Origin of the sequence: Nocardia kruczakiae NBRC 101016 (assembly GCF_001612965.1) — a bacterium.
Lineage (GTDB): Bacteria > Actinomycetota > Actinomycetes > Mycobacteriales > Mycobacteriaceae > Nocardia > Nocardia kruczakiae.
Map to the genome: position 1 here is coordinate 102,930 of NZ_BDBL01000005.1, position 12,788 is coordinate 115,717.

Genomic DNA, 12,788 nt, shown 5'->3' on the forward strand with positions numbered 1-12,788 from the left:
GCGGTGGGGTCTTCGGTGATACCGAAGACCCCACCGCTCGACCGGCTACTTCTGTTCGTAGGTGCCGACGAGGGTCGCGCGCGCGATGGCGTGCGAGAACAGGTTGAAGCCCAGGTAGGCCGGGGTCGCGTCCGCGCCGATGCCCAGCGATTCGACATCCACGGCGTGCACCACGATGAAGTAGCGGTGGTAGCCGTGTCCGGGCGGCGGGCCGGCGCCGACGAATCCGGCGAAGCCGCCATCGTTGCGCAGCTGCACCGCACCGCTCGGCAGTGCGCCGCCTTCGCTGCCCTCACCGGCACTGCCCGCACCGGATTCCAGCGAGGTCACCGACGCCGGGATGTCGGCGACGGCCCAGTGCCAGAAGCCGGAGCCGGTCGGTGCGTCGGGGTCGTAGACGGTGACCGCGAAACTCTTGGTCTCCGCCGGGAACCCGCTCCACGACAACTGCGGGGAGATATCTCGGCCGCCCGCCCCGAACACCCCGCTGACCTGTTCGTTACCCAGCGGCTGTCCGTCGGTGACATCGGTGGAGGTGAGGGTGAACTCGGGCAGCTGCGGCAAGGCCGCATAGGGATTGTAGGAATAGTCGGGCACGAGGACCGTCCTTTCTGCTAGTCGAGCGGATCGTCAGCTGTGCAACAGGAAATGCTCCATGACGCGAGCGCCGAATTCCAGCGCCGACACCGGCACCCGTTCGTCCACGCCGTGGAACAGTGCGGAGAAATCCAGGTCCGGCGGCAACTGCAGCGGCGCGAAGCCGAAACACCGAATTCCCAAGCGCGCGAACGCTTTCGCATCCGTGCCACCGGACAGCATGTAGGGCACGGTGCGGCCGTCGGGGTCGTGGGCCAGGATCGCGTCGTTCATCGCGTCGACCAGATGGCCGTCGAAGGTGGTCTCGTAGGAGTCGAGTTTGGTGATCCATTCCCGCTCCACATCGGGGCCGATCAGCTCGTCGACCTCGCGTTCGAAGGCCGCCTGCCGGCCTGGCACCACCCGGCAGTCCACGGTGGCCTCCGCGGTCTGCGGAATCACGTTCGCCTTGTAGCCGGCGCGCAGCATGGTCGGATTGGCGGTATCGCGCAACGTCGCGCCGATGATGCGGGAGATGGTGCCCAGTTTCGCGAGCTGCCCCTCGATATCCGGACTGTCCGGATCGAACTCGATGCCGGTCTCCTCGCTGACCGCGGCCAGGAATTCGGCCACCGAATCCGACAGCACCAGCGGGAACGTGTGCTTACCCAGCCGCGCCACCGCCTCGGCCAGAATCGTCACCGCGTTGTCGTCGTGCAGGAACGAACCGTGGCCCGCGCGGGCCTTGGCGCGCAACCGCATCCAGCCCAGACCCTTCTCCGCGGTCTCCACCAGATACAGCCGCCGCTCGGTGCCGTCGCGGCGCGGCACGGTCAGCGAGAAGCCGCCGACCTCACCGACCGCCTCGGTGATTCCCTCGAACAGGTCCGGCCGGTTGTCGGCCAGCCACTGCGAGCCCCACTTGCCGCCGTTCTCCTCGTCGGCGAGGAAGGCGAAGACCAGATCGCGGGGCGGCACCGTGCCCTCGATCTTGAACTGGCGGGCGACCGCCAGCATCATGCCGACCATATCCTTCATGTCGATCGCGCCGCGGCCCCACACGTACCCGTCGCGGATCGCACCCGAGAACGGATGCACACTCCAGTCCGCGGCCTCGGCCGGCACCACGTCCAGATGCCCGTGGATCATCAGCGCCCCGCGGCTGGGATCGGCTCCGGGCAAGCGCGCGAACACATTTCCGCGTCCCGGCGCGCCCGACTCCACGTACTCGGTGGTGTACCCGGCCTGCTGCAACTGATCGGCCACCCATTGCGCGCACTCGCGTTCGCCCTTGGTGGTTTCGAGCACCCCGGTGTTGGAGGTGTCGAAACGGATCAGCGTGCTGACCAACTCGACCACTTCGGCTTCCGCCCGGGAGCGGGAGGACTCGCGCTGTACACCTGTCACGCCCCTTTCCTACCACGGGTGGCGACTCGGCGAACGACGCCCGACTCGCGGCGGCCGGCGAACTCGGCCGGTGACCGCCGCCTCGGCACACCGACGCCGCGGCCGCGAAGCCCGCACCGCGACCGGTCCGACACTTTCGGATCTCGCCGATCGAATTGCGGCAACCGCCCATCGGTTCGACGGTGGCGGGAGTCGGGCCGGGCGTCCCGCGCGGCGCTCGTGTTTCCGAGGCAGGCGCGTTCTTCACATTTCGGGCGCGCGGATTTCGGCGTCGGCGCATACCATTCCGGTATGCGCCGACGTAGGTGGCTTCGAGCCGCGGTGTGCTCGGTGGTTCTGGTCGCCTGTGGCTGCGTCGGCGCAGTCGAACGCGGAGACTTCGAACAGCAGATCCGTGCCCGGGGTGGCGGTTTGATCAGCGGATTGCCGGCCGCCGCCGTCGACGCGTTGCGAAAGCGGTTGGGTGCCGATGACTTCCAGGCGAATGTCATCCTGCTGACCGCCCCGGATTCCGCGGGATTCCGGCTCGTCCTGGCCGACCAACCGGCACAGGTGACGAACTTCATGGCAGATCCGGGCGAATTCGCGGCCCGCAATCCTGCTGTGCGCCTGCGCGTTCGCACCATGCAACGGCCCCGCGAGCTCGACGACTATTCCTTCATGCTCGGTGCGCTCAGCGCGCCGACACCGGTCCGGGTGTCGGCGTTCGACGATCTCGACGGGGACTGCTTCGCCGTGAGCGACGTACCCGGGCTCGGTCGCATCGAAGCGATCGTCGACACCGCCCGCGTGCGTAGCGGCCTGACCGACGGCACGGTGCCGGTCATCGTGGTGAGCAGGTTCGGCCGCGAGATCCGCATCGTCGCGAACGTCGTTTCCCCGCGCTCGGAAACGATCGCGGAATTCGACGCCACCGGCGAATTCCTCCGAATCCGCAAGGCGTGAATCATGGCCAAACCGCTCATATCCGCCGTCACGACGGGCATCGGCGCCGGGAGCGTGATCAGTTTCGTACTGCCGCTTGCGATCTGGCCGGGGGAAGCCCGCCTCACCGCGCCGCTGTTCTGCTCGGCCCCCTACCCCGATCCGATGGTGGTGTCGGACACCTTCCACGATTCCGAGGGAACATCGGTGAACTACACGCTGTACTGCGTGAGCGAGCGCGGCGCCCTGACCGACGAGGGGTTCGTCCTGCCGTTTCTGGTGATGTTCGCCGCCCACATCGTGCTTGTGACCGCTGTCGTGCTCGCGGTGACACTGGCGGGCCGCTCCCGTCCGGCTGCGCCGGCGCCGCCCGACGCCGGCGCCGTGGAAGGTGCCGTAGAACTCTGAGTTGTCGACCATCGGGCACGGCGGCGAATCAGGCCGGGACGGGCGACTTCTCGGGGTGCGCTGCTGCGTCGCCGGTGTGCTCGCGCCAGCCGGGCGGGCCGAAGACGTAACCCAGCCGCCCGCGCCAGGTGCGGGCGTCGCGCACATCACGCAGCAGAACCGCGAATTCGTGATAGTTGACCTTCAGCGGATTTCCGGTGCCGATGTCGTGGGTGAGCCCGTAGCGGATGGGTTCGGATTCGGCGGCGAAACTGCCGAACATGCGATCCCAGACGATGAACACGCCGCCGTAGTTGGTGTCGAGGTAGGGCTGGTTGGAGCCGTGGTGCACGCGGTGATGGGCCGGGGTGTTGAACACGAATTCGACCGGGCGCCAGAGGTTTCGGACGCGCTGGGTGTGGATCGGGAACTGATACAGCAGGCCGAGGGTGTTCAGCAGGAAGATCATCCACGCGGGGAAGCCCAGCAGCGCGGCCGGCACCCACGCCAGGCTGCGCGTCATCGACGCGATCGGGTTGAGCCACGGCAACCGGATCGCGGTCGTCAGATTGAAGTGGGTGCTGGAGTGGTGCACCGAATGCGCCGTCCACAGCAACCGGATGCGGTGGTCGGCCCGGTGGGCCCAGTAATAGCAGAAATCGGTGACCACCAGCCCCAGCAGCCAGACCCACCAATCGCGCGGTGACAGGTGCAGCGGTGTCCACGAGGCGGCCAGCACGATGGTGGAAAACGGCAGCACATACTGGAGCAGGGGCTTGGTGAGCTGGCCGATCGCATAGGTGGCCCAGTTGGTGGCCGCCTCGCGCCCGTAGCGTGCGCTGGGTGCGCGATCGGGATCGCGGCGCGCGTCCCACCACTCCACGCCCATCATCGCGATGAAGGCAGGCACCGCATACAGCGCCAGGTCCGCATTGTTCATCCGAACTCCTGTCCCGATCCGTGATCCGGCCGCCCGCGGGAACCGAGTGTCGTCGCGGCGTGCCACAGCGACGGTAATGCCGCCGACCAGCCCGAACATCGGGCCCGAGAGGGACCGCGGATCCCCCGGCCGAGGGACTCGCCGTCCCGCCCCGCGCCGGTATCGTCGCGGTGTGTTGTGGGAGCGAGCGGCGTCGCCGAGCCCGTGGGCGCTGCTGCGGCGTACCCCACGGCAGCCGGGGGCCGATGGCGCGGCGGGGCTGCCGGGCGGTGAACTGCGGGCGGTGCGCCGGTCGCTGACCAGGCAATCGGTGGCGGTCGCGGTGGTCGCGGCGCTGGTGGACGCGGTCGTCTTCGCACTCTCCGGCATCTTCGCGGTGGCGCCCGGCCCGGCAAGCGCGGTCCTGGTGGCCATCGTGGTGGCCGATCTGGCGTTCGCCGCGCCACCGGCAACGGCCGCGGTCGTCGCCGTCCTCCAGGTCCTGATCCGGCTGGCGGTCACGGTGCTGTTGCACCGGCACGGGCTGCCCGTCCGGGTGGCAGACGTCGGTTTCCTCGTCGCCGGCTATCGAGCGGGTGCCTGGCTGTCGGGCCGGGCGTCGCTGGTCACGGTGCCCGTGCTGGTGCTGGGTGCGTGCGGTGCGCCGTTGATCGCGGGCGGCGCGCCGGCGGCGGACTGGCGCCTGCTGCTCACCTCGGCGATCTCCAGCGGCGTCGTGCCGTGGCTGGTCGGCCGCTACACCGCAGGTCGCGGCGCCTATATCGCAGAACTGGAGCAGCGCGAACGGCTTGCTCGCCAGCAGCAACGCACCGCGCTGGAACGAGCACTGACCGACGAGCGCGAGGCGATCGCCCGCGATCTGCACGACGTCATCTCCCATCACGTCAGCGCGATCGGCATCCACGCGGGCGCGGCGCGCCTGGCACTGCACGGAAGTGGCGCGGCCACCGCCGCGGCGACACGTTCACTGTCGGCCGTGGAATCGGAGAGCCGCGCGGCGATGGTGGATCTGCGCCGTCAGCTCGATCTGCTGCACGGCCGCGAGGACGCCGCCCGCCAGCCCGGTATGGCCGATATCGACGCTCTGGTCGACCGCGTGCGCGGCGCGGGCCTGGATCTGACCGTCACCACCAGCGGCGCCGAACTCCCCCGCTCGCTCGACATCACCGTCTACCGGATCGTGCAGGAACTGCTCACCAACGCCCTGCGCCACGGCGCCGGCAGTGCGCGGCTGACGGTCCGCAACGACGGCACCGGGATCGAGATCGAACAGTCCAATCCTCTTGCCGGCGAAGAGGATTCGAACATCTCCGCACCTTGCGTACCAGCGGGGCGGGTAACGGGTCCGCTCGATTCGGCGGCGACTCCGCACGGGCCGGATGCGGTGCGCTTCCCGGTGGGTGAGCGCGCGACCGTCCGCGCCACCACACCGGCCACGGTCAGGTTCCGTTCCGGCCGGCGAGCGCCGTTGCGAGACCGCGGCCCCGTCGCCCGGCCGGGCGATGCCGCGCCGGAGACGACCACAGGCGTGCATCGCGGACTCGACGGCATCCGCCGGCGCGCGGAGCTCTTCGGCGGCAGCGTGGACCACGGCGTCGCCGACGGCCGCTGGCGCGTCCTCGTCCGGCTCCCGGGCGGGCGGTCGTGACCGGCCCGGTCCGGGTCCTCATCGCCGACGACCACGCGATGTTCCGATCCGGACTGCGAGCCGTCCTCGATGCGGCCCCGGATCTCGAATGCGTCGGCGAGGCGGGCGACGGCCGCAGCGCCGTCGCCGAGACCGCGCGGCTACGACCCGACGTGGCGATCCTCGATATCCGGATGCCGAAACTCGACGGTCTGGCGGCCACCGGGGCCATCGTGGCGGCCGGCGGCACCCGCGTGCTGGTGCTGACCACCTACGACAGCGAGGCGAGCCTGGCGCGCGCCCTGCAGGCCGGTGCCAGCGGATTCCTGCTGAAGACGCTGCCGCCGGAGGAGCTGATCGCGGCGATCCGGGTGGCGGTGCGCGGTGACGCGATCATCGACCCGTCGATGACGCGCCGCCTGGCCGCACGGCTCGCCGATACCCTGGCCCCGGCGCCGCCGCCCGATCACGCCCTGACCGCCCGGGAACAGCAGGTTCTCCTCCTGCTCGCCGATGCCCGCAGCAACGGCGAAATCGCGGCCGCTCTCGGTGTCGGTGAGGAGACCGTGAAAACCCACGTATCCCGGATTCTGGCGAAACTGCAAGTGCGCGACCGCATTCAGGCCGTCGTGTACGCCTACCGGCACGGCCTGGTGCGATCGCCGGGCCGCTAGCCGTCCGCCGAGCACCCCGGCGACGTGGGCGAATCGTGGCAAATTTCCCGCATCTCGGGTATCCGAACCCCCGGCACCACCGCCGAACCGGGATTATCCTCGCGGTGTGTCGACCCATCACCGGGCTGCCGGTGATGTTCAATCGGTGCCGTTGAGGTTCCAGCGAACGAGTGAAAGGTTAGAGACATGGCACTTCCCACCATGACCGCCGAGCAACGCTCCGAAGCGCTGGCCAAGGCGGCCGCGGTCCGTAAGGCGCGGTCGGAACTGATCGAGCAGATTCGCAAGGGCTCGGTCTCGTTGGCCCAGGTGCTCGAGCGTGCCGACAAGGAGGACTTGGTCAAGAAGACGAAGGTCGCCGCGGTCATCAAGGCCCTGCCCGGTATCGGGCCGGTCAAGGCGGCAAAGCTGATGGACGAAGCCGATATTCCGGTCGACCGCCGTATCGGCGGCCTGGGGTCCCGTCAGCGTGCCGCACTGCTCGAGGCGTTGACGAACTAGCCCTCCCGAAGGCGGCGCTCAGCAGTCACCCGCGAGTCCGGGACCTGCACGGACACCCGTGATTTGGACCTCGCGGAGAGATCCGTTAACCTTGCTGAGCACCACCGGTCCGGGTGGCGGAATGGCAGACGCGCTAGCTTGAGGTGCTAGTGCCCTATTAACGGGCGTGGGGGTTCAAGTCCCCCTCCGGACACTGTGTGTAACTCAGAGTTACAGATAACCCCCGGCTTCGGCCGGGGGTTATCTATTTCCCGTCATTCTATCGGGTCGGGCCGACTTCGTGGGTAGATCCCCTCATCTCGTCGTCTGCCGTCGCGCACGGTCCTTCCCTGCGTCAGGTGTCGTAGGCTCGAGCGGACGAATCACCCGGAGGAGTTGACTGTGACGGTATCGAATCCCGGCGCGCATCCGCGAATCTCGGCCGAGGAGTTTCTGGGTACCGAGCCCGACGCCTTCAGCAGTACGTTCGGCGACGTCGAGATCGTCGACGGCCTCGTGGTGCGACTGATGGCCCAGAGCGAGGCGCACAGCCGAATCGTGCGCCGACTGGCGACGGCATTGGACGACGCTCGTGACCCTGCGGGCCCATGCCTGCGTGTCGGCTCCGACGTCGCCGTCCGTTTCGCCGACGCGGACGATCGGCGAACCGATCACCGGCTCAACGTCCGCTATCCGGACATCTTCGTCCGCGATTGCGAACCGTACGACGTCAACACCGTCCGCGACCACATTGCCCTCATCGTCGAAGTCGTCTCCGAGACCACCGTCGACACGGATACGAGCGAGAAACACAAGCTCTACGCGCGCTCCGGCATACCCGCATACCTGATCGTCCACTTCGACAAAAGCTGGGAGACAATCGACCGCATCGAGGAGTATCGCCTCGACTGGTCCGGGTTGCGATACATGCCTCATAAAGTCCACCGCACCGCCCTGGTCCTCGACACTCCGGTGACACTCGCCATCACCTTCGACGCGCTCCACCGCCCCTGACCCCGGCCACAGACAGAACGCCACACAACGCGAGTCCGCGGGCCGAATGATGTACGCGACGTTGGATTTTCGCGATCAGCCCGCGGGCAGAAGGACGTCGTCGAATTTGTCGACGGGCTCGTCGTATCGAACCTCGAAGCCTTTCATCACGGCCTCCTCGAGCACGGTGGTCTCGACGTCCTGCGGCTTGCGGGGCGCCGGATTTCCCAGCGAATTCTCGTAGTAGAAGACAATGACGTCGAGGTAGACGGGTTTGCGCAGACGGCGTGGGCCGAGCCGGGCGATCAGCGCAGCCGCCACTGCCGGATACGGAGTGAACTCCGGATCCTCGAGCCATTGGACGAGGTCGTTTCTCGGCACGCTGAAGTCCACGCCGACGGCTTCGAGGGTCGTGATCAGATGGGGCGCGTGTGGCACGGGGGCCTCACCTGCGGCGGTGATCGCGAACGGTGCGTGATTCCACCCCTGATCCGGAGCCGCGTCCCACCACTGTGTAGCGATCGCCCCGTCCGGGCGTACCCAGAACACATCGAGGTGACGAGCGAGACGACCGGCGCAGGTGATCGGTGATGCCGGGTCGGCGGAGCCCGCAGGTGCGATCGGAAAGGCACTGTGATCGGCCCAGCCGTGCGCCGGGGCTCCATGCCACCACTGAGTTCCGACGGAGCCGTCCGGAGCCACCCAGAACACATCGAGGTTGATCGGCGTGCGCGCCGTCGCCGCGATACCGCCCTCGCCGACCGCACCCGCGGAAGTGATCGCGAACGAACCATGGTCGGCCCAGCTGTGCCCTGGGGCCGCATGCCACCACTGGCTGCGGACCGACCCATCCGGTCCGACCCAGTACACATCCACGTTGTCCGGAGTGCGCGCCACGACAGCGAGCGGGGATCCCGCTCGGGCCGACCCGGCCGGCGCGACGGCGAAAGCCCCGTGATCGGCCCAGCCGTGGCCCGGCGCCGCATGCCACCACTGGCTGCGAATCGATCCGTCCGGTCCGACCCAGTACACGTCGAGGTTGTCCGGAGTGCGAGCGACGACCGCCAGAGCCGACCCGGGCTCCGCCGATCCGGCCGGCACGATCGGGAAGGCCCCGTGATCGGCCCAGCTGTGGCCCGGCGCCGCGTGCCACCACTGAGTGCATACGGCCCCGTCCGGGGCGACCCAGAATACGTCGAGGTTGTCGGCAGTGCGCGCGACCGCCGCCACCGTACCGCCGGGCCGCATTGCGCCGGCGGGCGTGATCGTGAACGACCCGTGGCTGCCCCAGGCTGCGTCGGGTGCCGACCACTGGGTCGTGACGGCGCCGTCTGCGCCACCCCAGAAAGCATCGAGGTGGTTCGGCTCACGGGATACTGCCGCGACGGACGACCCTGCCGGCGCGGCACCCGCCCCCGCGATGTTCACCACGCCATGGTCGCCCCAACTCTGGTGCGGCGCGATGTCCCACCACTGCCATCCAACCGCTCCGTCCCGGCGCGGCCAGAACACGTCCAGCCGATTGCCTTCGGGCGCAAGCACACTCAGCCCGGACGACGCCGCAGCCCGAAGGTTCGCCGGCGGATCGTCGGTGGGGTTGCGGCCGAGTATGTCGTTCCAGATATAGCGGTAGTACGGATTCTGCTGGTCCATCGCCATGGACCGAGCGCTGCGGTCGGTGCCGCCGAACCATTGGTCCACGATGGCGCCCTGTTGCTCGGCGTTGAACGCCGCCCAGTCGGGGCCTGCCGAGCCGTACTGATAGACGTTGTCGCCCATGGTGTATTGCGCTTGGTTGACCATGCCGCTGCACATGAGTGCCGGCAGGAAGCCGGCGTGTGCGATCTGCCAGGCATGTGCGAGCTCGTGGATGAGGAGCTGCCCCGGCTTCGGGTACGAGTTGCCGCCGGGACCGAGGGGGTTGTCGTAGCCGTTGCCGAGGTTGCAATAGGTCTTGCCGTCGATGCCGGGTGCGGTGAAGGCGCGTCCGCCCAGGCCGGCGAGGTTGGTGATGAGCACCTTGTCGTACGGCATCGAGTTGCCGTAGACCTGACGGGCGAACCTGATCTCGGCGTCGTTGAGTGGCCGGTACTTGATGAGCGCGTTGGTGACCGCGCCGACGGCGACGCCCGCGACGATGCCGAGGACGATCGCGCCGCCGATCCCGGCACCGGCAGCGGCCGCGACCGCGAACACCACGACCCCTCCGACGACACCGAGTGTGCCGCCAGGTCCGAGTGTCGCGCCCAGCCAGTCGATCGCCTCCCTGGTCGCGCCGATCACGACACCGAGCGCGGCGCCGGCGACACCGGCCGCGACATCGACCACGTCTTCGACCAAGTCTTCGAGTGTTCCGACGACGCCGCCCCACTTGTAGTCCTTGGCGACGCTGTAGGTGGGTGCGGCCTGTAGCTGGAGCCAGTACAGCGCGAGCAGAGGATTGTGGCCGTGTTCTTCGCGGTCCCAGCTGTCGACTCCGGAGACGTGTCCGCTCTGTATGAATGCCATCGTGGGAAAGCCGGGCGCCGTGAGATAGGCGCGCAGGTTGAAATCGAAGTTCCCGAGAATGCTGCTCGAATGGGTGTGGAATCTGACGAAGTAATCGCCGTTGTCGCTGACTTCTACGTGGACCGAACCACCGAGCGGCGTGCCCGGCGGCGTGACGATGGGGCGGTCGAAAGTGAGAGTTGCCATCTCGTGTGAACCTCCGTGACGGTGAGCCCGAGGCCGAGCCCCCGGGAAGGGCTATCGGCCAAGGCTGCACCGTCGCGCAGGATCCGTATAGAGTAGGCGTCTACTCGTTCCTGCGCAGCGCTGACCAGCACCTACACGGATTCACTGCCTTCCGCCCCATCGCTACCGGAATCCTCCTTTTGTCCGGCCGCAGCGGCATCGCCTGTTCATCGAGCTCCTACTTCGGACTCGTCGCCGCCTTGTCCGTCTGCGGAGCCAGCCGGCGCATCAGTTCGAGTAGTTCACGTTGTTCGGCGGCGGTGAGCGGCTTCGAGGCGTCGCCCGGCATTCCGTCGGAACCGCTGCCGCTCGGTATGCCGATCGGCTGGCCGGCACTCACGCTCAGAGGAGCCCCGGCCTCGGCGGGACGCAGTGCGGCGATATCCGCGGCGGTGAGCGTGTTGTCGACGTGCGCGGGTTCGCGGCCGCACAGCCGGAGGAGCTGGTGCAGATCACCGTCGAATTTGTCGACGCAGGAGGTGTGCTGAGTGCCGACGACGGCGTCCGACGCGAACTGCAGTATCTTCGGCTTCCGCCCGGACATGGGCTTCCAGCCCGCCTGGAAGTCGGTCACGCCCTGGTATTGCTCCTTGAACGGACGGGGAGCGCCGGATCCGCCGTAGTTGCTGTTCCAGATGTCGTAATCGCCGGTGAGCGTGTCCCCGTAGAGCCACCTCGGCGCATAGGCGATGACATAGCCGACCGCATTGTGGGCCGTCATCCGTGCCCGCAGTGTTTCCACCGCGCGGCGAATCTCATCGGGGTTGGGTGGGCGGGGCATCGGCTTGGATCGCTCGGCGTCGATCTGCCAGATCCACGGGACGTCTTTCCACCACGGGGTCTTCTCGTCGACGTAGTCCATCCAGAAGCCGACCTGCCGCTCGATGTTGTCGGGCCACAGGAAGTGATACGCGCCGAGGACGGGGATCTCGGCACCGCGCGCCCGTTCCAGCGCGTCCTGGAAATGTGCGGCCCGCCAATCACTGCCTTCGGTCGATTTGTGGGTGAAGAACGAAATGCCGTCGCGGCGGGCGGCAACGAGATTCATGGGACCGCGATCCCAGTCGTAGTCCGAGGCGTCCCATCCCCAGACCGGGGCGGTGTTCGCCACGCCGACCGGCGTGACGACCGCTCCCCCGACGACATCCGGATGGACACGATCCGGCGCGGATTCGCCCGCTCGCTGTTCCAGTCGTGTCATCAGATCGGCCGAGGTCGCCCAATGGACGTGGTCGAAGTGCCCGATGGCCTGTGGACCGCCGTACACGCTGCCACCCGGATTTTTGACCTGGTTCTTGACGTAGAAGCCGTTGTCGTCGCTGAAGGGTGTCGAGTGGATCAACTCGACGGTGAAGTCCGCGTAATTGTCGTAGAGCCATTTGGCGAAGTCGCGCATCTTCACAGCCCCCGCCGGCGTGAGACCACCGGCGCCGATGTCCAGGGCCGCGGTGGGCGAACCGGAGTATGTCAGTCCGTAGTGATGCGACACCGCGCCGTGGTCGCCGTCCATTCCGCTGGTGATGTAGATATCGTCGGCGTGCGGGTAGCGCTCCAGGAACTTCGCCATCCGGTTCCCGAGCGGACCGGTGACGACACCTTGCCATCGCGCAATAGCCATGCTCGGCCTCCTTCGTGAGAAGTGACGGTTGTGGTCGACGACTCGAGTGATCAGCTGAATCGAAACCGATGCGTCGCGTGCCGTCGCGGGAATTGCTGGCCGCACTGTTTTCGGTGTGAATCCGGGAATACGTCCGGCACGGAATTCGATATGCCGGTTGCGGTTGAAATGCACCCAGGGTCCGAATGGTCCACAGGCGACGCGGCGAGCCTCGTGTTGCTCGCCCGATATTCTCCGATCCCCGTGTCATCGGGATCCGATACGCAAAGGTAGTCCGACGAATCTTCGTCGCCGACTTGCCTTCTCATCCTCGTTCGAAACGAAGACCGCAGTCACTATTGTAGGCGAACCGCGTGAGGCGGCGCGTGGAGTTGGACCGATCCAGAAGTTTCGGTTGCGCATGGCTTTTCGCCCGTCAACGGACAAAGA

At 67.7% G+C, this 12,788-nt stretch carries 11 protein-coding genes and 1 tRNA gene; 7 read left to right on the forward strand and 5 right to left on the reverse strand.

The features are described 5' to 3' along the window. Positions 1–45 precede the first annotated feature (45 nt). The gene (locus tag NK1_RS05055) at positions 46–597 is read right to left on the reverse strand and encodes a YbhB/YbcL family Raf kinase inhibitor-like protein (protein WP_039778190.1); all 552 of its coding nucleotides are present in this window, start codon (positions 595–597) and stop codon (positions 46–48) included. 33 nt (positions 598–630) lie between these two features. Beyond that, a complete protein-coding gene (locus NK1_RS05060) occupies positions 631–1,983 on the reverse strand; it encodes a M20/M25/M40 family metallo-hydrolase (protein WP_063007399.1) in 1,353 nt (450 codons plus the stop codon). A 291-nt stretch (positions 1,984–2,274) separates the two neighbouring features. Between NK1_RS05060 and NK1_RS05065 the strand changes: the two genes are divergently transcribed. Beyond that, positions 2,275–2,928, forward strand: a complete 654-nt coding sequence (locus NK1_RS05065) for a hypothetical protein (RefSeq protein WP_157104084.1) — start codon at positions 2,275–2,277, stop codon at positions 2,926–2,928. 3 nt (positions 2,929–2,931) lie between these two features. Further along, complete coding sequence (locus NK1_RS05070; RefSeq protein WP_063007401.1) at positions 2,932–3,315, forward strand: hypothetical protein; 384 nt, start codon at positions 2,932–2,934, stop codon at positions 3,313–3,315. Positions 3,316–3,343: 28 nt separating this feature from the next. Here NK1_RS05070 and NK1_RS05075 read toward each other — a convergent pair whose 3' ends face one another. Beyond that, a complete protein-coding gene (locus NK1_RS05075) occupies positions 3,344–4,234 on the reverse strand; it encodes a sterol desaturase family protein (protein WP_063007536.1) in 891 nt (296 codons plus the stop codon). A gap of 172 nt (positions 4,235–4,406) precedes the next feature. On the opposite strand from NK1_RS05075, the gene NK1_RS05080 reads away from it, so the two are divergent. The 5 genes from NK1_RS05080 to NK1_RS05100 all read left to right on the forward strand — a co-directional run bounded on the left by NK1_RS05080 (position 4,407) and on the right by NK1_RS05100 (position 8,029). Next, on the forward strand, positions 4,407–5,882 hold the full coding sequence (locus NK1_RS05080; protein WP_063007402.1) for a histidine kinase: 1,476 nt from the start codon (positions 4,407–4,409) through the stop codon (positions 5,880–5,882). Further along, on the forward strand, positions 5,879–6,535 hold the full coding sequence (locus tag NK1_RS05085; protein ID WP_084460597.1) for a response regulator: 657 nt from the start codon (positions 5,879–5,881) through the stop codon (positions 6,533–6,535). The genes NK1_RS05080 and NK1_RS05085 overlap by 4 nt, the downstream gene beginning before the upstream one ends. Before the next feature lie 186 nt (positions 6,536–6,721). Continuing rightward, positions 6,722–7,036: an integration host factor, actinobacterial type gene (gene mihF / locus NK1_RS05090; RefSeq protein WP_030516894.1), complete on the forward strand. Its 315-nt coding sequence runs from the start codon at positions 6,722–6,724 to the stop codon at positions 7,034–7,036. A 107-nt stretch (positions 7,037–7,143) separates the two neighbouring features. After that, positions 7,144–7,229: transfer RNA gene (locus NK1_RS05095), tRNA-Leu, on the forward strand. A gap of 188 nt (positions 7,230–7,417) precedes the next feature. Further along, positions 7,418–8,029: a Uma2 family endonuclease gene (locus tag NK1_RS05100; protein ID WP_063007403.1), complete on the forward strand. Its 612-nt coding sequence runs from the start codon at positions 7,418–7,420 to the stop codon at positions 8,027–8,029. Positions 8,030–8,104: 75 nt separating this feature from the next. On the opposite strand, the gene NK1_RS05105 is transcribed toward NK1_RS05100, so the two are convergent. Both NK1_RS05105 and NK1_RS05110 read right to left on the reverse strand, forming a co-directional pair. Then, a complete protein-coding gene (locus NK1_RS05105; protein ID WP_063007404.1) occupies positions 8,105–10,702 on the reverse strand; it encodes a PLL family lectin in 2,598 nt (865 codons plus the stop codon). 217 nt (positions 10,703–10,919) lie between these two features. Beyond that, a complete protein-coding gene (locus tag NK1_RS05110) occupies positions 10,920–12,359 on the reverse strand; it encodes a GH25 family lysozyme (RefSeq protein ID WP_084460598.1) in 1,440 nt (479 codons plus the stop codon). Positions 12,360–12,788 lie beyond the last annotated feature (429 nt).

Bases quoted from the DNA above. Each gene is read 5' to 3' on its own strand.
- NK1_RS05075 (WP_063007536.1), bottom strand. From the start codon at position 4,234: ATGAACAATGCGGACCTGGCGCTGTATGCGGTGCCTGCCTTCATCGCG.
- NK1_RS05070 (WP_063007401.1), top strand. From the start codon at position 2,932: ATGGCCAAACCGCTCATATCCGCCGTCACGACGGGCATCGGCGCCGGG.
- NK1_RS05105 (WP_063007404.1), bottom strand. From the start codon at position 10,702: ATGGCAACTCTCACTTTCGACCGCCCCATCGTCACGCCGCCGGGCACG.
- mihF (WP_030516894.1), top strand. From the start codon at position 6,722: ATGGCACTTCCCACCATGACCGCCGAGCAACGCTCCGAAGCGCTGGCC.
- NK1_RS05065 (WP_157104084.1), top strand. From the start codon at position 2,275: ATGCGCCGACGTAGGTGGCTTCGAGCCGCGGTGTGCTCGGTGGTTCTG.
- NK1_RS05110 (WP_084460598.1), bottom strand. From the start codon at position 12,359: ATGGCTATTGCGCGATGGCAAGGTGTCGTCACCGGTCCGCTCGGGAAC.